Source organism: Hymenobacter lutimineralis (genome assembly GCF_008271285.1).
GTDB lineage: Bacteria > Bacteroidota > Bacteroidia > Cytophagales > Hymenobacteraceae > Hymenobacter > Hymenobacter lutimineralis.
Map to the genome: position 1 here is coordinate 292,898 of NZ_VTHL01000003.1, position 16,637 is coordinate 309,534.

General features: G+C 56.0%; 15 protein-coding genes. 4 read left to right on the forward strand and 11 right to left on the reverse strand.

The window, feature by feature from the left end:
* The first annotated feature begins 274 nt into the window (after positions 1-274).
* The 3 genes from FY528_RS21795 to FY528_RS05290 are packed head-to-tail and all read left to right on the forward strand — an operon-like array spanning position 275 to position 1,827.
* Positions 275-463 carry a hypothetical protein gene (locus tag FY528_RS21795; RefSeq protein ID WP_373281604.1) on the forward strand — a complete coding sequence of 63 codons (189 nt, stop codon included), beginning with the start codon at positions 275-277 and terminating at the stop codon, positions 461-463.
* Positions 464-467: 4 nt separating this feature from the next.
* Entirely contained in the window at positions 468-1,229 is a 762-nt protein-coding gene (locus tag FY528_RS05285; protein ID WP_149069939.1) for a PDDEXK-like family protein, read from the forward strand.
* 25 nt (positions 1,230-1,254) lie between these two features.
* The gene (locus FY528_RS05290; protein WP_149069940.1) at positions 1,255-1,827 is read left to right on the forward strand and encodes a hypothetical protein; all 573 of its coding nucleotides are present in this window, start codon (positions 1,255-1,257) and stop codon (positions 1,825-1,827) included.
* A gap of 89 nt (positions 1,828-1,916) precedes the next feature.
* Here FY528_RS05290 and FY528_RS05295 read toward each other — a convergent pair whose 3' ends face one another.
* Both FY528_RS05295 and FY528_RS05300 read right to left on the reverse strand, forming a co-directional pair.
* On the reverse strand, positions 1,917-3,239 hold the full coding sequence (locus tag FY528_RS05295) for a Y-family DNA polymerase (RefSeq protein ID WP_149069941.1): 1,323 nt from the start codon (positions 3,237-3,239) through the stop codon (positions 1,917-1,919).
* Positions 3,240-3,341: 102 nt separating this feature from the next.
* Positions 3,342-3,809, reverse strand: a complete 468-nt coding sequence (locus FY528_RS05300) for a LexA family protein (RefSeq protein WP_149069942.1) — start codon at positions 3,807-3,809, stop codon at positions 3,342-3,344.
* Between the two features lie 212 nt (positions 3,810-4,021).
* Between FY528_RS05300 and FY528_RS05305 the strand changes: the two genes are divergently transcribed.
* Entirely contained in the window at positions 4,022-4,297 is a 276-nt protein-coding gene (locus tag FY528_RS05305; protein WP_149069943.1) for a hypothetical protein, read from the forward strand.
* An 80-nt stretch (positions 4,298-4,377) separates the two neighbouring features.
* On the opposite strand, the gene FY528_RS05310 is transcribed toward FY528_RS05305, so the two are convergent.
* The 9 genes from FY528_RS05310 to FY528_RS05350 all read right to left on the reverse strand — a co-directional run bounded on the left by FY528_RS05310 (position 4,378) and on the right by FY528_RS05350 (position 16,608).
* Entirely contained in the window at positions 4,378-5,043 is a 666-nt protein-coding gene (locus FY528_RS05310; protein ID WP_149069944.1) for a hypothetical protein, read from the reverse strand.
* 25 nt (positions 5,044-5,068) lie between these two features.
* Positions 5,069-5,467, reverse strand: a complete 399-nt coding sequence (locus tag FY528_RS05315; protein ID WP_149069945.1) for a hypothetical protein — start codon at positions 5,465-5,467, stop codon at positions 5,069-5,071.
* A gap of 4 nt (positions 5,468-5,471) precedes the next feature.
* Positions 5,472-6,212, reverse strand: a complete 741-nt coding sequence (locus FY528_RS05320) for a TIGR04255 family protein (RefSeq protein WP_149069946.1) — start codon at positions 6,210-6,212, stop codon at positions 5,472-5,474.
* Between the two features lie 211 nt (positions 6,213-6,423).
* Complete coding sequence (locus FY528_RS05325; RefSeq protein ID WP_149069947.1) at positions 6,424-7,305, reverse strand: hypothetical protein; 882 nt, start codon at positions 7,303-7,305, stop codon at positions 6,424-6,426.
* Between the two features lie 46 nt (positions 7,306-7,351).
* A complete protein-coding gene (locus FY528_RS05330) occupies positions 7,352-8,491 on the reverse strand; it encodes a restriction endonuclease subunit S (RefSeq protein WP_149069948.1) in 1,140 nt (379 codons plus the stop codon).
* Positions 8,488-10,233 (reverse strand): N-6 DNA methylase, encoded by a 1,746-nt coding sequence (locus FY528_RS05335; protein ID WP_222931789.1) that lies wholly within the window; start codon positions 10,231-10,233, stop codon positions 8,488-8,490. The genes FY528_RS05330 and FY528_RS05335 overlap by 4 nt, the downstream gene beginning before the upstream one ends.
* A gap of 147 nt (positions 10,234-10,380) precedes the next feature.
* Positions 10,381-12,786: an EcoAI/FtnUII family type I restriction enzme subunit R gene (gene hsdR / locus FY528_RS05340; protein ID WP_149069950.1), complete on the reverse strand. Its 2,406-nt coding sequence runs from the start codon at positions 12,784-12,786 to the stop codon at positions 10,381-10,383.
* 64 nt (positions 12,787-12,850) lie between these two features.
* On the reverse strand, positions 12,851-14,071 hold the full coding sequence (locus FY528_RS05345; protein ID WP_149069951.1) for a hypothetical protein: 1,221 nt from the start codon (positions 14,069-14,071) through the stop codon (positions 12,851-12,853).
* Entirely contained in the window at positions 14,068-16,608 is a 2,541-nt protein-coding gene (locus tag FY528_RS05350) for an N-6 DNA methylase (protein WP_149069952.1), read from the reverse strand. The genes FY528_RS05345 and FY528_RS05350 overlap by 4 nt, the downstream gene beginning before the upstream one ends.
* Between the last annotated feature and the right edge of the window lie 29 nt (positions 16,609-16,637).

The following is a 16,637-nucleotide window of genomic DNA, read 5'->3' on the forward strand; positions in this document are numbered from 1 at the left end:
AACCCGAAGGCCCTCCTTCAAAGAAACCAAAGGTAATAATCCTGACCATTCATTGCTTTTCATCACAGTATCTTGTTAGACCGATTTCATAGTGTGCGCTTATCCTGCTTTCTTAATCTTTTTTCTACTGCCATTGCCTTCCTTTCGGTTTACGCCCTCTTATGACCAACCCGATATAGCCGCCAGCCTTGAGCTGCTGCACCAACTGCGGTTGAACTATGCACCTGGTTTACCGGAGGGGCTGCTGGCTTACTTAAACTCCCAGGCCCGGTTTGTGGTAGCCGTGGCAAAGCAGTATCAAGGGCGTGGCGTAGCGTGGGAGCACCTGCTGGCGGCTGGGCAGCAGGGCTTAATCAGGGCCTGGGAAACCTATGACGGGCACCCGGACCGCTTAGAGCGCATGGGCAGCTGGTGGGTGCGTCAAACAATTGTAACTACCTGCGCGGCATATCCGCCTTCCTGATACTATGGCTAACACTACCAACACTCCGCCGGCGGAGCTGATATCATTTCTGGAAGGCTATAAGGCATTTACTGCTCGCTTCGAGCGTCAGCGCCTGCAAAACGACCTCATCACCTACGCCAGGCTGCTGGGTGGGTGGCAAGTACTACAGAGCATGCAGCGCCGGCTGCAAAAGGCGGCTCCGGAGTATAACATCTTCACCCTGCTGCGTAACCTGGCCTGGGATGAAACCCGGCTGCACTCGCCCTTGCTGGCTGATCTGCTGAACCCCAACGGAGCCCATGGCCAGGGCCATCTGTTTTACGAGGCGCTGCTGCAACAACTGCAGGCGCTGGGCATCAGTGCGGCGGCCTACCGGGGACGGGATGCCCATTTCTACGAGGTGGCGACCGAGGTGCCAACGGGTGACGGGTTTATTGACGTGCTGCTGACTTACCGGGGACCAGATACCTGCTTTGCTATAGCCATCGAGAACAAGATTTACGCGGTAGACCAGCCCCGCCAGCTGGCCCGCTACCAGGCGTACCTCGACCGGCATTTTCCGACTCAGTCCTTGCTCTTGTACCTGACGCCCTGGCCCCGGCAGCCGGACCCCGGTTCGCTGACGCCGGAGGAAGCCCGGGTACTGCACAACGCTGACAAGCTGCGGTGCATCACCTACAACGACCATATACGGCCCTTACTACGACAAACCTTTGCCCAGGTGCAGGCCCCCGGCGTTCGGCTATTACTTGAGCAGTATTGCCAGGTACTCGAAACCCTTTAATCTTTCTTCTCCTATCCTTCTTCTTATGAGCTCATCCTACACCGACGCCGTGTACGAGTATCTGGCACAACCTGAGAATTACCGGGCCGCCAAACAGATTGCCAGCCAACTTAGTGCCGTGGACGATAGACTGGTGCAGAACTTTTGGCGTGAGGTGCAACAGGAGTTGCTTCAGAGACTAGAGCCCAGCGGCTGGCTAGTACAGTTGAGGTTTCCAAATGATTTTACCGTACTCAGAGCTAGCTGGCAAAAGCTAGGCTTACGCTTTGAGGACCTTCGAGGAAATCCCTATTTCGGTGTGTGGTGCTCGGAAAAGGTATTCAACCGAGTGTTGGTAAATGAACGGTTGATAGACCTGAAAGAGAAGGAGGGCAAAGGCAGTAATCCCACTGAAGGGTGGCCTTGGTATCGTACCCTATCGGGCTATAGATTTTATGAGGGAGCAACTTTAGAGAGGATATTACCTGCCCATCGTGCTTTGGCAGTAAAAGATATAGCTGATATGGTAGAACGTTTTGTAACGGAGTACGGAGTCAGTTTGGACCGTGTTGACCGCGAAACTAGGTTAACCGGGCCGTTCGCTACCACTCAGTCTTAGTTCACCAACAATAGCTTACGCTGAGCTAGTACGAGGGCTCGTGAAGCTCTTTCCTGGCTAATCTTACAATACCTGGCATGGAAAGCTGCTCAGCGGACTATGAGCATGTCGTCGAAGCGGGTGGTGTAGGCGGGGCTGCGGTGCTGGGCTTTGCCCTGCCAGGGAGCGGGCTGGGCGCCGGCTACGGCCGTGGCGGCGGCCCGCACGGTGCCGCGGCCGAAGCGGCGGTTGAGCGTGTCGAGGGTGTGCATGAGCTGGTGGGTGCGGCCGGTATCGGCCGGAGGGATAATAATGTCATCGGCGGCGCCGAACAAGCTCAGCTGCTGGCCGCGGCCGGGGGGCTCCAGGCCATCGAGCACCACGCCGGCCTTCACGTACTGGCGGCCGGGCTCGTAGAGCTTTGCCAGCAGGCGGCGGGCGTAGCTGAGCAGCTGCAGGGTGTTGCTGGTGGGGCCGCCGGGCAAGGTGAGCGTGGCCGAGCGGGTGTAGGGCGGGGGCACGCGGGTATCGTAGCGGTCCTGGCTGAGAAACACGGTGAGGATGTGGGCCTGGTCGCCCTGGGCGCGCAGCTTCTCGGCGGCCCGGCTCAGGTAGGTAGTGAGGGCGCCCCATATATCTTCGAACAGGAACAGGCGCTGGCCGAAGGAGCGGGAGCAGCTGATGCTTTGGCGAGCCAGGGTACCATCTTCGGAGGGCAACAGCCCTTGGCAGGGCTGGCCCAGCAGTTCCTGCACCAGCCGCCAGCCCACGACGCCACCCATATGCTTGCGGGCCCAGGCCTCGGACACCTGGCTTAGCTCCCAGGCCGTGCGGATGCCGTGGGCCGCGAGCTTATCGGCGTAGCGGCGGCCCACGCCCCAGACGTCGCCGACGGGCAGGGCGCGCAGGGCCCGCTCGCGGCGGCTGGCGGTATCCAGGCGCAGGACGCCGCCGAGCTCGGGGTGTTTCTTGGCGAGGCGGTTGGCCACTTTGGCCAGCGTTTTGGTGGGGGCCATGCCGATGCAGGTGGGAATGCCGGTGCAGGCCAGCACATCGCGGCGGATGGCGCGGGCGCGGGTATCGAGGGAGCCGCAGAAGGTGGTCAGGCCGTGCAGGTCGAGGAAGGCCTCATCGATGCTGTACACTTCCACGCTGGGGACGTGGTCCGCGAGGCGGGCCATGACGCGGCGGGACATGTCGCCGTAGAGGGCGTAGTTGGAGCTCAGAGCGTGGCCCTGGTGGCGGCGCAGCAGCTCGCGCACCTCGAAGAACGGAGCCCCCATGGGAATGCCCAGCTGCTTGGCCTCGGCGGAGCGGCTCACGACTGCCCCGTCGTTGTTGCTCAGCACCACCACGGGGCGGTTTTCGAGCCGGGGCTGGAAGACCCGCTCGCAGCTGACGTAGAAGTTGTTGCCGTCGACGAGTCCGTACATTTTATGGGGAGCTGTTAGCTGTTGGCTGATGGCTTTCGTTCGGGGAGTGCTGGCGGTCAGCTATGAGCTAAAAGCCATCAGCTAACCGCTCATAGAAGAACCCTAGTCGCGGCTGCGGAGCAGGGCGGTGAGCTTGCCGGGGATGAGCTCGTGCACCACGTGGGTGACCACGCCCCAGATGCGCAGGCTGTCGGGGTCAGTGATTTCGTAATCGGGGTAAGCGGGGTTTTCGGCCTGCAGCCACCAGATGCCGGCGCGGCAGACCAGGCGCTTAACGGTGCACTCCCCCTCGACCACGGCCACGACGATGTGGTTATGGTCGGCCAGCAGGTGCTTATCGACGGCCAGCAGGTCACCGGCGTGGATTTCGGCACCCTGCATGCTCTCCCCCGCTACCCGCACCAAGTAGGTGGCTTCGGGGTGGCGAAACAGGATACGGTTCAGGTCGAAAAGCTCTTCCAGCTCGTCGGAGGCGGGGGAAGGAAAGCCGGCGGGCACCAGAGAAGCAAACAGCGGCAGCCACAGGGTGGTGGTGGGTTCACCGACTTCGATGAGTTCGATGGTCGTCATACGGTGTAGGTAAAGGGATGGAGCACGGCAAGTATACTAAAATAGTTAGCAAATTGTTTGTATACTAGCGCAGCTTTGGTAGCATAATACAAGTCAGAAGCTCTGCCGCTTGCTGTGTTGCCTCTCTCATAATACACTGCTGCAGGCAGATTTTACTGCTTTCACAGAAGTTTCACCCGGCATACCATCACTAAAATAACTAGCAAAACAACATGGGGTATTTTATTCCCGATCAGGACTCGTTGCAGGAAATCTTTGGGGCCTATATGGCCCGGGGCCTGCGGTTTGAGGTGAAGCCGGACGCCCATTTCGTGTGTTACGCGCTGAAAGTGCGGTTTGCGGAGGGAAGCAACGCCTCGCCGGTGTTTCCGCTGCCACCGGAAGAAATGCAGACCCCGGAGGCTGCGCAGCAGTGGCTGGAGCAACTGCGGGATACAGAGCTGGTCAAGTTCACGCGGGGGGGTGGAGTAAATAATCGGATAGGTTGAAAAACGAAACAGCCCCGGCCGGAACGGTCGGGGGCTGTTTTAGAGAAGTACATCGGCTTATACAGGCGCCTCATTGGGTGTTAATTCCGGTCACGCTCTTCAGGGAGACGGCATAAGTGGTAAGACAGTTTCAGGATAAACAAGTAATAGCCCCACTGGCTTAAGGATGCCAAGCGGTTGGAAAGCAGCACTTGGCTTATTTGGGCCAGTTCGGCAGCAGGAAACCAAAAAGGGCGGTCTAGAAGAGCAACCTGCTCAGGCAGGCCGCCAGGTACGGCCGGTAGATAGAACACGTTGGTAAGAAGTTGGCCCCTAAGCTCACTTTCGATGTTTTGCAGCTTGCTGCGAATGGTGCCAAGCGGGAGTTGCTGAGCTTGGAATGTACGTTCAAGCCGAGCCAAGAAATCGGCTAGGGGAATAAGTTGTACGAAACCGATTTCCTTAGGGACGTTACGCGGGTTGCCGACGACATCTACGTCGCAGGTATTGGCAATTAATAAAGCATTGGTATGGCCTTTTGCATAAGTGCCTTGCTGCGCTTGCCACACAGGCAAGCGCATGGAGGGCAACAGGTCGCCTTGCAAGAGGTAGGCTGGGCTTCCTGCAGTATAGAAGTCGGTGTAGAGCTTGGAAGAGCTGGCTAATGAGGCATCAAACTGACTCAGACCTTGGTTAATACGCGTTTTCTCAGTATCGGTAAGAAACGACGGAAAAAGTCGCGCTATTTCCGTTACGCTAAACGCCATAGCTACACTTACAAGCTGGATATGCTTAGCGCATACCCGAGATAGAGGAAAGAGACTGGGCCAAGGCCAACTCGTCGGCTAAGTCGCTAAGAACTTCATACTCAGTGCCGACCAGAGAGCGAGTATGTTGGAATAACGAAGATGCTATGCCCGCCAGCACGGGACTTTCGGAACGCAGGTGAAAATGCTCTGCAGTTCCGTAGTTAGTTGACTCCTCGGCCGTTGTATGCGCCCGAAGCTTGGACAAGTACGGCAGCTGCTCATTGGTGAGCAGAGCGGCATTGAAATGGCCAATGCATAGAGTGTTGCCCAGCCACTGAGGTCCGGGGCTGACTACGGCCATGTCTTCGCAGCGGCTCTTATACAGGCTGCTGACGATAGGGGCAGGCGTCAGGGGCAGGTCGAGGACTTGGGTTAGGAACATGGCGTTAGACAATACTAGATTTATACTTGGGGGTAGCTACACTGGTAAACGCTGCCCTGGCGGCGGCGTGGGCCTGACCGGCCAAAGTCCATTCATCGGCACTTTCCACTATTGTGGCAGCAGCATTGCATTCGAGTAATACGCGGCTACAGGGACCAAGTTGGCCGGGCGTGACTCTGGTTTGTAGCGTAACGGTGGTGTTGGGCGGTAAGATAAACTGACTTTGGGACGAGTGGCCAGCCAACTGGGCGTCTGGTAAATCGGCAAGCGGCAAAAGGTGGGACAGGTAGTCATGGGCGGTTTCGCCGGATTCTAACTCAAACTCGTTGATGTAAGCCATTTGGACGGCCCGCAGGGTTTGACGGATACCCAACTCGCGGTATAGGGGCATAAACGGGCGTACCAACTCATCCAGGAAGACCGACCAGCCAGGGTAAGGTTTGAGGCAGTTGAATGAAAGAAAACCTACCCCAATGATAATGGCGTAACCGGTCGATTCGTTCCGCAGGACTAAAGATGGCTGGCCTTTGCTGACCTCGGATTTGACCGCCTCCGGCCCGCTGGGCTTGTTCTCTAACTGGAACGAAAGCTCAAAGGGTTGCTGCTGGTGGGCGGTGAAACCCCGTTCCTTGAGCAGCGTGTAGAAGCGGTGGAAATACTCTACGGCAGGCTCGGCCTGGTCAGGAGCCACATCGTAACGAAACGCACAAAGGGCTTCGCGCAGGAAGTGGTTCTGATATTCCATAGGCGGGTAGCAACGACTCGGTAACAACAAAAAAGTCTGTATACAGGGCTGTGTACAGGCTTTTATGGGCTGGGGTTTGGAAACGGCAAGTAATTAACGAAGCAGTTAATGCGGCTAATTGTTGCTCAAATGTAGAACAAATATTTAGTGTAGAAGCAAGTTCGCGGCTCATACAACGAGCTTACTACACGTCAAATTGCCACTATGTGCACTAAAGCTTGAGGCCAGCCGACACTCCTATTCCGTAGAATAGCTTGTTCTGATATAACCACACATCTGCGTATTTGCCAAACATACGATCAACGCCGACGGTGAAGATGAGGCCTACGTCGTTTCGCGCGCCAATGAGGCTCAAGGCTGGGGAAAAGACGAAGTTGCTGGGAATGTATGTCAGAGTGGTTTTGCGCTTCAATGGCTCTTTGCTCAGTGACACGCCAGAGAAACCCAGGTTAAGCCCTGGAGTGATGGAGTAACTGTGGCTGGATCGATGCGTGAAATAGGTCCAGCCAAAGGAATAACCGACATTCAGGCCGAGGTTGAGAGTACCAGAAACCGCATTGCGAGTGTATGTGCTGTCGGCGTCGTCTTTGACGCGTGGGCGCACCTTGAGCCCGATAGCATTGACCCCAAACAACCACGTTTGATAATGCAGCCAGGTGGCAATGGTAGGGTCACCGATGCGGGTGCGCTTCGGCAGTTGGATTCGTAAGTCATTGTCGATGGCCGCGTTTATTATCCCCGTAGTACCATAACATGGATCTTTTTTGACAGAAGTGGAATCTGACCGCGCCTGGCAAGGTTTGTTGACACGGTCGTCACGGACGCTCCATGGGTCAAGCAGAAGGGTTCCCTTATCGTTGGTGACTAGAGCGCGGATGCGTGGTTGACGACCGGACGGCACTCCTACGGAGCACAAATTATAGGCCGTTTTGCCGAGCGCGTCTGTTACTATTAATGACGGACACCCTTTGCGCAGTTGATCGATGCGCCTTTGGGTGAGGATGTACCGGAAGCGGGCACGATAAGAAGGAACTTGCGCACACACCAGTTGGATATTGCACAGGAATAACGCACAGAGTACAAACCGCTGCATATCAGTTTGATTAAATGAAGCGTGAATATATATTTAATATCATATTTTACAACTCCCCTTTGAATGCTTTGTCCAGCGCGGCGGGCAGCAGTAGGCCCAACTCCTCCTGGGCGGTGTTTTGAGCGGTGGTGAGCATGTCGATTCGGGTTTGCAGATCGAGGAAGGCCTGTTGTGTAGCCAAGGAGGGTACGGGCACCTCAATCTTGTTTAGCGCTGCGGTACCGAGAGTACGGTTTCGGTCGGCGGTGCCTGGGGAAGCATCGTTGATCTTCTCGATACCTTCCGGCGTGAGCAGGTAGTACAGCAGAAAGCGGGACAGCGCCACTGACGGATCGGCTACGCAGGTAATGTAGCGGTGCGAGGCAATGCGGCCGTCATCTTCAGCAGCTACAACGGCTACGGCACCTTCCCAGGCTTTGATGTTGCTGAAAAGTAAGTCGTCGGCCCTGAGCCAGTAAGGCTTTTGCCACGTTACATCGGCGCCGATAGTGGGCGGCTTATGAAAAGTGCCACGCCCAAAGCTGCGGACACCCAACTCTGGGTAAATAGCGGTTGTATCCACCTCTACCGGTCGGCGCACGATGGGGGCCACCTGGCCTAGTGGTAGGCGGGGCGCGTCGGCAATGGCTTCGCGGAACTGCCGCCGTAGCAACAGCCGCAACTCGTTCTGTTGCTCGGTGCGTAGGCGCTTGATTTCGGCTACGGTAGTTTGCACCTGTTCGAGCTTAGCGGTTAGGCGTTGCTGCTCGGACAGAGGCGGCAGGGGGATTTTAATGCCCATGAACTTGGTCGGGTTCAGGCGCACTCGGTTTGTAGAACCAACACTTGATTTAACACATTCATCGACGAAAAAGGGCGTCGTAGAAAGGTAGGCCAGAAACTTAGGTTCCAAAGGCTGTGCACATTTGAACAGCAGAAAATCACCCGTTACAACTGCCCCATCCAGCTCTTGTGGTACTAAGCCAAAAGCGCCGTTCCGTGCGTCAATCTTTGAGATGATGAATTGCCCTTCACTAGCTGTGTACTGCTTGCTACCAATGTCGCTACCAACGATTTTCCCCCTTTCAATTACACCCTTGCCAAAAAGTCTCACGGTGATTTGCCGATAGAGCCTTTGGGGTATAATAGTGGCAGAATCTTTTACAGGCTGTAAAACTTCCCCCAACTCTACTTGCGGCCACTTCATACTAAATCAGCTTCAACAGACATAATTGATAAGGAAAGCTCTTCCAACATCCCCAAAATCACCCCTTCCTTTTCACGAACCGAGGCCAGCAACTCCCCTGGTTCCCGGTGGTCTTCTTCCTCCTTTTTGCTCGGGTTCTTGTGGTCGAGATTATAAGCAGCCAATAGAAATGTATCGGCTTCGGCGCGGGCTTCACGCTCGGCCTTTTCCAACCGGCGGATTTCGTCGCGTAGCTTATTTACCTGCCGGTCATCGGCCAGTACCAGGGCAGCCAGCTCGGCGCGGATGGTGCTGAGCTGCTCGCGGAGCTTATTGGCCTCGTCGGAGAAGGGACGGGAAGCGTCCTCAGCCGCTTTTACGATGGCGCCCAGATCTACCTGCCAGGCCTGTGTATTGGGCTGGCGGTCGGTCCACCAAGCCCGCAGGTCGGCCAGGTCGTCCCAGAGCAAGGGCTTGGTTTTGCTGTACTTACGGCGGCCTTCCGTTACCGGTACCTCATAGTACCACGTGGTGGTGGTAGGCATGCCCTGCTCAAAGAACAGGATGTTGGCCGGGATATCGGTGTAGGGCGCGAAGATGCCTTCGGGTAGGCGCACCACGGTGTGCAGGTTGAAGCCGGCCAGCAGCTGCTGCTTCACGCGGGCCGCAATGCCCAACTCGAACAGGGTACCGTTGGGCACGACTACAGCCGCCCGGCCACCACGCTGCTTTTTGGTTTTCACGCGCAGCCGGCGCATGATGAGCTGCATGAACAGCGTGGCCGTTTCGGCGGTCTGCTTGTCGGCGGGGAAGTTGTTGAGGATGCCCCGCTCTTCCTCACCGCCGAAGGGCGGGTTGGTGATGAGCACGTCCACGCGCTGGTCGTCGCCGATATCGGAGAGCTTAAAGCGCAGGGAGTTGCCATAGTCCAGGCTGGGGTAGTCTAGGCCGTGGAGCAACAGGTTCATCTGGCAGAGCAGGTAGGGCAAAGACTTGGCCTCGCCGCCTCGAATGCTGTGCTGCTGCAGCACCTCGTTGTCCTCTACCGTCTTCACCTGCGGCTTGAGGTAGTCAAAGGCAGCAGCTAGGAAGCCGCCGGTGCCGGTGGCGGGGTCGAGAATGGTTTCACCCAAGCGCGGGTCGAGCATTTCTACCATAAGGCGTACCACGGGCCGGGGCGTGTAGAATTCGCCCGAGTCGCCGGCGGCGTCGCGCATTTCGCGCAACAGGCTTTCGTACAGGTGCGAGAGAGTAAATACTTCCTCGGTGCGGTTGAAATGAATTTTGTTGATTTCATTGACCACATCCCGCATCAGGTAGCCGTTTTCCATGCGGTTGGTGGTGCCGCGGAACACGTTGGCAATGATGTCCTGGCGGCCGCGGCCAGTTTCGGACTGCAGGCCACGCAGGTAGTAGAACAGGCCGGGGCCTTCGGTGCCGTCGGGGCGGATGCACTGCTCGTTGGCTACGAAAGCCAGCAGGTCGTCGCCGGTAGGCCCGCCGGCATGGGCCCAGTCACGCCACCGGTAAGGCGCCTGAATAGCGGGCCGGTAGGGCTTGCGCTCCAGCTCCGCTTTGGTTTCCTCCACCTGCTCCATGTCGTCGAGGAATTTGAGAAACATCATCCACGTCAGGATCGGCAGGCGGTCCAGGTCACCGTTGAGGCCCTTGTCTTTGCGCATGAAGTTGCGGCAGGATTTGACAATGGCCGACAGGCGCTGGGCGGTGGATTCTACTTTCGGTTGCTTTTTGGTTTTTGCCACGGTATTAGGGGCCTTTCTCCCGGCGTCTGCTCCCTGTTGGAGCAGGCGCATGAGCAAGGAGGGTTTTTCGATTGAGAGAACAATGGGTGGCCTAGCTGAGACAGAATCCTGCTCGGCCGGAGCCTTTACAAAAGAGGTATAGTCGACTCAGGCGGCGTCTTCAGCGTAAAGAATCTGCTGCATTTCATCTACAGCCTGCACCAGCTTGCCAACACCCCCGAAATGCGCCGCAATTTCGGCAGCATTTCCATACTGGGTAAGCGGGGGCACGCTCACAATTTCGGGGCTGACTTGAGACGGGCCTATTTCCTCGTATTTCTTCAGAATCTGCTCCAGAATCTCGCGGGCCTGAGCGCTGTGGCGGCTGAAGAACTCGGCTTTGTGCTGCCGTACCCAGGCGGCCCGCTCGCGCCGGGTGCGCGGCTTAAGGTCGAAGGCCACGTAGCAGAGTACGTCGAAGGGGTCGGCCTCGGGTTTGCCCACGAAATCGGCTAGCTGATCCAGCTCAATGCCTTTGGCTTCCAGGAGCTGCAGAATATGTTCGCGCTGGTGCAGGTCGCTCCACGCGGCGCGCAGTTCCCCAGCCGAGGTAAACATGGTGGTGATTTCCTCTTTGGCGTACTGGGTGAACTGCACAGTGCGCAGCTGGCCCTGGCTATCGAGCATGTGCACGGCCTCGTTGACTACGGCGGCCTGGCCCTCATCTACGTGGAATTTGCGGCGGCCACCGCCACCTCCTCCACCGCCGTTGCCATTGTCCTGGTCGTCGTCATCCTCGTCTTCACCTTGATCGGGGTCGGGAAATTCCTCGAAGCTACCGGCAATCTGGCGGCCCTGCTCGTCGATTTCTTCCTGGGTGAGCAGGGGTGGTACGCCATCGAATTCGGGGTCGGCGAACTTGCTGGTGGCGCTGCCGGTGTAGTCGAGGATGGTGAAGAACAGTTTCTGTTTGTCTTCACGGATGCGGGTGCCGCGGCCAACAATTTGCTTAAACTCCGTCATGGAGTTGACCAACCGAAAAATTACCACGTTGCGGCAGGTAGGAATATCCACCCCGGTGCTCAGGAGTTTCGACGTAGTGACGACTACCGGAATTTCTTTCTCGATGTCCATGAAGTCGCTGAGGAAGCCTTTGCCCACGTCGCCCTCGTCGGAGGTGATGCGCACGCAGTAGTTAGGGTGCTGGCGAGTGAGGTCGGTATTCAGGTTGTTGAACTCGCGGCGGAACTCGTCGGCGTGGGGCTGGTCGTGACAGAACACGATGGTTTTGTCGAAACGCCCGTTTTTGCGCAGGAATTCGGTCAGGTGCTGCGCCACGGCTTTAGTGCGCGGCAGATAGGCTACCGTTTGCTCGAAGTCTTCGGTGTGATATTCCCGGTCGGGAATCAAGGCGCCTTCGCGGTCAGTCTGGCCAGCCTGTGGCCGCCAGCCCCGGGCATCTACATCCGTCACAACGCGGTGCACGATGTAGGGCGCGAGGAAGCCATCCTCAATGCCCTGCCGCAGCGAGTATGTGTAGAGCGGGTCGCCGAAGTACTGGTAGGTATCCTTGTTGTCTTCGCGCAGCGGCGTGGCAGTTAGACCTAGCTTAACAGCGGGAGCAAAATAGTCGAGGATACGGCGCCAGCTACTATCTTCGGAGGCGCTACCGCGGTGACATTCGTCGATGACGATGAGGTCGAAGAAGTCACGTGGGAACTTTCGGAACAGACCGTCGCGGTTATCATCTTCCGCCAGGCCCTGATAGAGCGCAAAGTAGATTTCGCGGCTGGTGGTAGGGCCATCTTCGGAGAGTAGGCAGCGGGCGTCGCCGAACAGCGCAAAGTCCTTAGCGTGGGGCTCATCTACGAGTACGCTGCGGTCGGCTAGGAACAGGACTTTGGGTCGGCGATGCTCGCCGGTACGGTTCCAGCGGTTTTCCCACAGCTTATAAATCAGTTGGAAGGCCACTGTGGTTTTGCCGGTGCCAGTGGCCAGGGTAAGTAACAGGCGCTGCTGCCCATCGAGGATGGCGCGGGTAGCCCGGTTGACGGCCAACTGCTGGTAGTACCGGATTTCCTTGCCGGGAATAACGCGCAAGGGTTTCAGCAGTAACTCTTGGGTACGGTCGTCGGGGAGATTGCCACCGTGTAGGCGTAGCCACAGTTCATCAGGTGTGGGAAACCGGTCAACCCGAGCTTCCTGACCGGTGAGGAAGTCGTACTCGATGATTTCGTGGCCGTTGGTGGCGTAGGCGAACTTCAGCTTGAGAATTTCGGCGTAGTCTTTCGCCTGCTGTAACCCGGCGCCGGCGCTTTTGTAGCGGCGCTTGGCTTCCACTACGGCCAGTAAGTAGTCCTGGGAATAGCGCAGTAGGTAGTCAGCTCTTTTAACTTTCTGCCGCTTAGCGTTACGGCCTACCACAACCACTTTACCCTTCGTGAAAGCGCGCTGCTCCAGAATACGTTCGTCGTCCCAGCCGCTAGCTTTGAGCTTTGGGGTTACTTCTTTGCGGCAGGTATCAGCTTCAGTTTCGGCACCGAGGATGAAGGCATTAGAGATAGAGGAATCCATAGAAAGAACTATAGGGACGGATGAAAGGAATCCAATAGTGGCACGTAGTACGCGGCTGAGCCGGCTAAACTACTTTGATTTTGACTGCGACATAGGCGCCGGGGCGCTGAGGGTTTGGCTTTAGTACAGCTTCTACACGCATTCCTTCCCGCAGGCTCTGCCCCTGAAGGGTTGATTGGTGGATATGCGCCTGGTCAGCGGAGCTATCGGCTACGAATACACCACGATTAGGGAACAGCTGCGTAACTGTCCCTGGTACATACACTTCAGTCGTGGCAGCTAACTCGATCGTCCAGTTGTTTTGGTGGGCGGCTAAGCGGGCTGGGTCGCTAACCAAAGCTTTGAGCCACACTAGCAAATCGAGCAACTTATACGTGAGGGTAACCAGTAAGTAAGGGGTTCTGACCGTTTGGCGCAACACTTGGAGCTGCTGTTTGGCGGTTTCTCGCTCGGCTAGTGTTATACTCTGGTCTTGTTGATAATGTGACCCGTTGCTAGTAAGCTCGATAAGCACCCGCAAGGAATCGGCCAAGATTTTAGGTAGGCTGGGTTGAGACAGTTTTACGCTGTCGCCGCCGTGGGGCGGGTTCATTTGCTGCCCGCTGAGGAAAATGGAGGCGGCAGTGAGGTTGACCTCATGGCCCTTCAGACATTGATCAGGCAGCAGTTTGTGGCGGTGGGCAGCGAGCAGGAAGGCTTCGACCAATTGGCGCAGAGTGTTAAAAGAGCGGTCATCGTCGTGCGTAACAGTTGGGCTTTCGACTTCTTTCAGCACTTTCAACAGCAGAGAGCTGGCGTTGGCTCCAAGCAGCTGGTCGGTGCAGGCGAAGGCGTGCGTAAAGCGGTATCGGAGTTGCACATCGGGAAGATGGTCGATAGCCTCTTTGATGGCAGCGAATAAGCGCTTACTCTCTTCGCTGGAGCCTTTGCGAAAGAATCCTTCATACTGTTCTTGAAAGCTAGTATCCCGCATGAGGCTAGGCTGACCCGTGAGTATGAAACGGGGAAGAGGCTTTTGATGAGCGCTGCTGAGTGCGGTGATTTGCTCCCAAGCTTCGTAAAGCGCCTTCCGGCTTTCGGTTCCCTCCTGCTGGCCAGCGTTCTGGTAAGCCATAGCATCGAGCAACACAGCATCTACAGTGCCCATGTTATCGGAGAGGTAGCGAATCCCCTCTTCGGTTGACTGATAAGGAACCAGCGTGATGCCATTCACTTGGGCCAACTTGCTGAATCCTTCCAGCTTTTTGTACTCATCATCAATCCATAGGACTTGATAATTGCTCATGGCTTTACCTTTTTATATTGCACATCAATGACTGGTAGCTCCAACTGGTAGGCTACTGTGTATTCGTCATCAGGCTGGCTGATGATTTCAAGCTCGCCGCCAAAGTAATTGACAATCTGTTTGACTTCGTAGCCTCCAATACCGGTATTTCCTGTAGTCCCAGCCTTAGCGCCTTTGCGAGTGAGTTGCGCTATGTCGAAATTCAGTGGAAAAGGGCGACCATTGTTGGCAATGGTGATGCTTAAGGCAAACGAGTCCAAGTTTTCATCAAGGAATACTTCTACCGCCCTAATGTCAATTTTACTACGCTCCCTCGGCATGTCGCTGAATCCGTGCCGCTGGGCGTTGTCAATCACATGATTGAATAGCAGCTTGAGTAAGTACTCATTGGCTTGCACTGTTACTGAATCAATGCGCTGAAATGGATGTGGCCTACTGTTATTCCGCAGAATGTTGTGAATAGGCACAAAGTCTTCGCTTAGCGAAATAGTAAACGGGGGCAAACTCGCACGGATGTGCGCCACTTCTTCTCGGAGGAAAGCTAAGATGTCAATGGCTTGCAATGGATAATCATCCAGATTTAGCTCGGCTTCATTGCGGTTTATGGTTTGAAACATAAATTCCAAGTCGCGTTTTATGGCGGCAATAGTTTCCTGCACGGTAGTGCTCTCGGAAGGAAACAATGGGCTTTGAGGAGCTAATACCTGATTATGCGCGGCCGCATACTGGATGGCTGCGTCGAGCAGGTCGACGTTCGAAGTCAGGTTTAGCTGAGGCCGGCCCAAGGCATGCTTCAGGGCCGCGAGCTGCGCGTAGGCCTCAGCTTTCAGGGTGCGCTCGGTCTGGGCGGCATCTGAGGCGAGTTGTTGGGTTTTGTCGGCCTGCTCGTTAGTTATGCGCACTAAGTTGCGCTGCTCGTCAATTCCGGGCAGGTTGATAATCAACTGCCATAGGTCGGATTTCCGAATAGCGGGCATAGCAGAGCCGATATTCAGGTTGCGAACCTGCTGCTGTACAAACTCGGAATTGAGCTCCGCTATCAGATAGTCGAGCACTACCTCGTCGGGCTGCTTCAGCTGCAGCGGTAGAATGCTGGTTGGTGACAGGAATACTTCCTCTCCAAACTGGTGCGTGTACCAAGTTGGCTTGAGGCGTCCACCCTGAAGGGCTACCAATAGCGCATCCTGCTTCAAAGGCACCAATCGTCGGCCGTTGAGTTGCTCAACAGACAGCTCGGCGCTGGTGAGCGTATAGTTCAGATTATCGGTTTTCAAGTCTCCGATGCGCAACAGCCGACCTTCGGTGGGTTGCTCACTGCGCTGAGGCAACGGCTTCGCTACCTGCTCGAAATACGCTTGATTTTGCGCCGGTGCAGTTGGGAGTAAGTACCGCCGAAAGGTGAAGTCGTAGTCATGCCGACTGAAATCGGCTTCGGTAATGAAGTGGGCACCAATCAAGTTGGTGGGCTGCGCCAGCGCCGCGAGTAAGTTGGTAGTATGCAGAGTAGCCTGACGGCCTTTGCGCTGGGTGTAAGATTCCGCATCGAGTAGCAGAACCGACTGGCCAGCGGGCCGAGCCTTATTGAGCAGTAGCAGGGCCAGACGCATCCCGGAATGAGGCAGTATGCCAGCGGGAAATTCGATTACAGCTTCCAGAGCCCCAGTTGTCACCAAATCCTGACGCAGCTGACGGTATGCATGGCCCTGCTGAAACAGAAACCCAAGAGTAACCGGGATGACTGCCCGGCTGTACGGTTGCAGATGGCGCAGGACAGTGTGAACGAATGCGGCGTCGGCCGGCATTTTGTATGGCAGATCAGGTCGGAATTGGCTGCTATTGCTGCTTTTACCGAATACGGGCAGCGTAGCCAAGATTAAGTCGGCAGGCGGGAGATACGTCCACTGTTCAGGCGAGATATCAGACAGCAGATCAACTGAGGAACGTTGGTAAGCGGCTAGGCGCAATGCAGCAAGCTTGCGGATTTCCGAGTTATGCTCCTGCCCTATATACTTAACGGCTGGGTTAAGAAAGGGCACAAGCGCGGCAGTGCCTGCTTGCAGATTGTAAACACGCATCCCCGGCTTGGCCTCATAAATGGAAGCAATCAACTCAGCCAGTTCAGTGGGAATCGTGAATTCTTCTGAGCCACGGCTGTAGCGACTAAGCTGGTCAAGGGTAAAATCAAAAAGGCGCTCAAACTCTCCCTGGGTTAAGCGGGCAAGTTCAAGCGAGTCAACGATGTATGCTACATCATGACGAGTGCCAAAACTGAGGAGAGACATTAGTTCTTCGACCGAGGTCAAAGCTTCCCTAATAGCTTGATAATTGGCCTCGTCTTGGTAGTCGTTCAGAGAAGAGACATAAAAATTATACCCTATATTATCGGACAGACGAAATGATTCGTGAGCAAGTCGGCTAAGCAAAAGAAGCGCCGGCACGGCGGTAAAGGAAGATACCCGAGCTTCATTGCGGATAATAGAAAACAGTTTCGTAAGCTGTTTTTGCAGTTGAGGCGCAGGGGTGGCAGGAAGTTTCATAGACAAAAGAGGCCGGTCTTTTTTAAGAC

What these genes read in the sequence shown, in the direction of transcription:
- FY528_RS05285 (WP_149069939.1), top strand. Translation starts at nt 468, where the DNA reads ATGGCTAACACTACCAACACTCCGCCGGCGGAGCTGATATCATTTCTG.
- FY528_RS05290 (WP_149069940.1), top strand. Translation starts at nt 1,255, where the DNA reads ATGAGCTCATCCTACACCGACGCCGTGTACGAGTATCTGGCACAACCT.
- FY528_RS05295 (WP_149069941.1), bottom strand. Translation starts at nt 3,239, where the DNA reads ATGTACGGACTCGTCGACGGCAACAACTTCTACGTCAGCTGCGAGCGG.
- FY528_RS05300 (WP_149069942.1), bottom strand. Translation starts at nt 3,809, where the DNA reads ATGACGACCATCGAACTCATCGAAGTCGGTGAACCCACCACCACCCTG.
- FY528_RS05305 (WP_149069943.1), top strand. Translation starts at nt 4,022, where the DNA reads ATGGGGTATTTTATTCCCGATCAGGACTCGTTGCAGGAAATCTTTGGG.
- FY528_RS05310 (WP_149069944.1), bottom strand. Translation starts at nt 5,043, where the DNA reads ATGGCGTTTAGCGTAACGGAAATAGCGCGACTTTTTCCGTCGTTTCTT.
- FY528_RS05315 (WP_149069945.1), bottom strand. Translation starts at nt 5,467, where the DNA reads ATGTTCCTAACCCAAGTCCTCGACCTGCCCCTGACGCCTGCCCCTATC.
- FY528_RS05320 (WP_149069946.1), bottom strand. Translation starts at nt 6,212, where the DNA reads ATGGAATATCAGAACCACTTCCTGCGCGAAGCCCTTTGTGCGTTTCGT.
- FY528_RS05325 (WP_149069947.1), bottom strand. Translation starts at nt 7,305, where the DNA reads ATGCAGCGGTTTGTACTCTGTGCGTTATTCCTGTGCAATATCCAACTG.
- FY528_RS05330 (WP_149069948.1), bottom strand. Translation starts at nt 8,491, where the DNA reads ATGAAGTGGCCGCAAGTAGAGTTGGGGGAAGTTTTACAGCCTGTAAAA.
- hsdR (WP_149069950.1), bottom strand. Translation starts at nt 12,786, where the DNA reads ATGGATTCCTCTATCTCTAATGCCTTCATCCTCGGTGCCGAAACTGAA.
- FY528_RS05345 (WP_149069951.1), bottom strand. Translation starts at nt 14,071, where the DNA reads ATGAGCAATTATCAAGTCCTATGGATTGATGATGAGTACAAAAAGCTG.
- FY528_RS05350 (WP_149069952.1), bottom strand. Translation starts at nt 16,608, where the DNA reads ATGAAACTTCCTGCCACCCCTGCGCCTCAACTGCAAAAACAGCTTACG.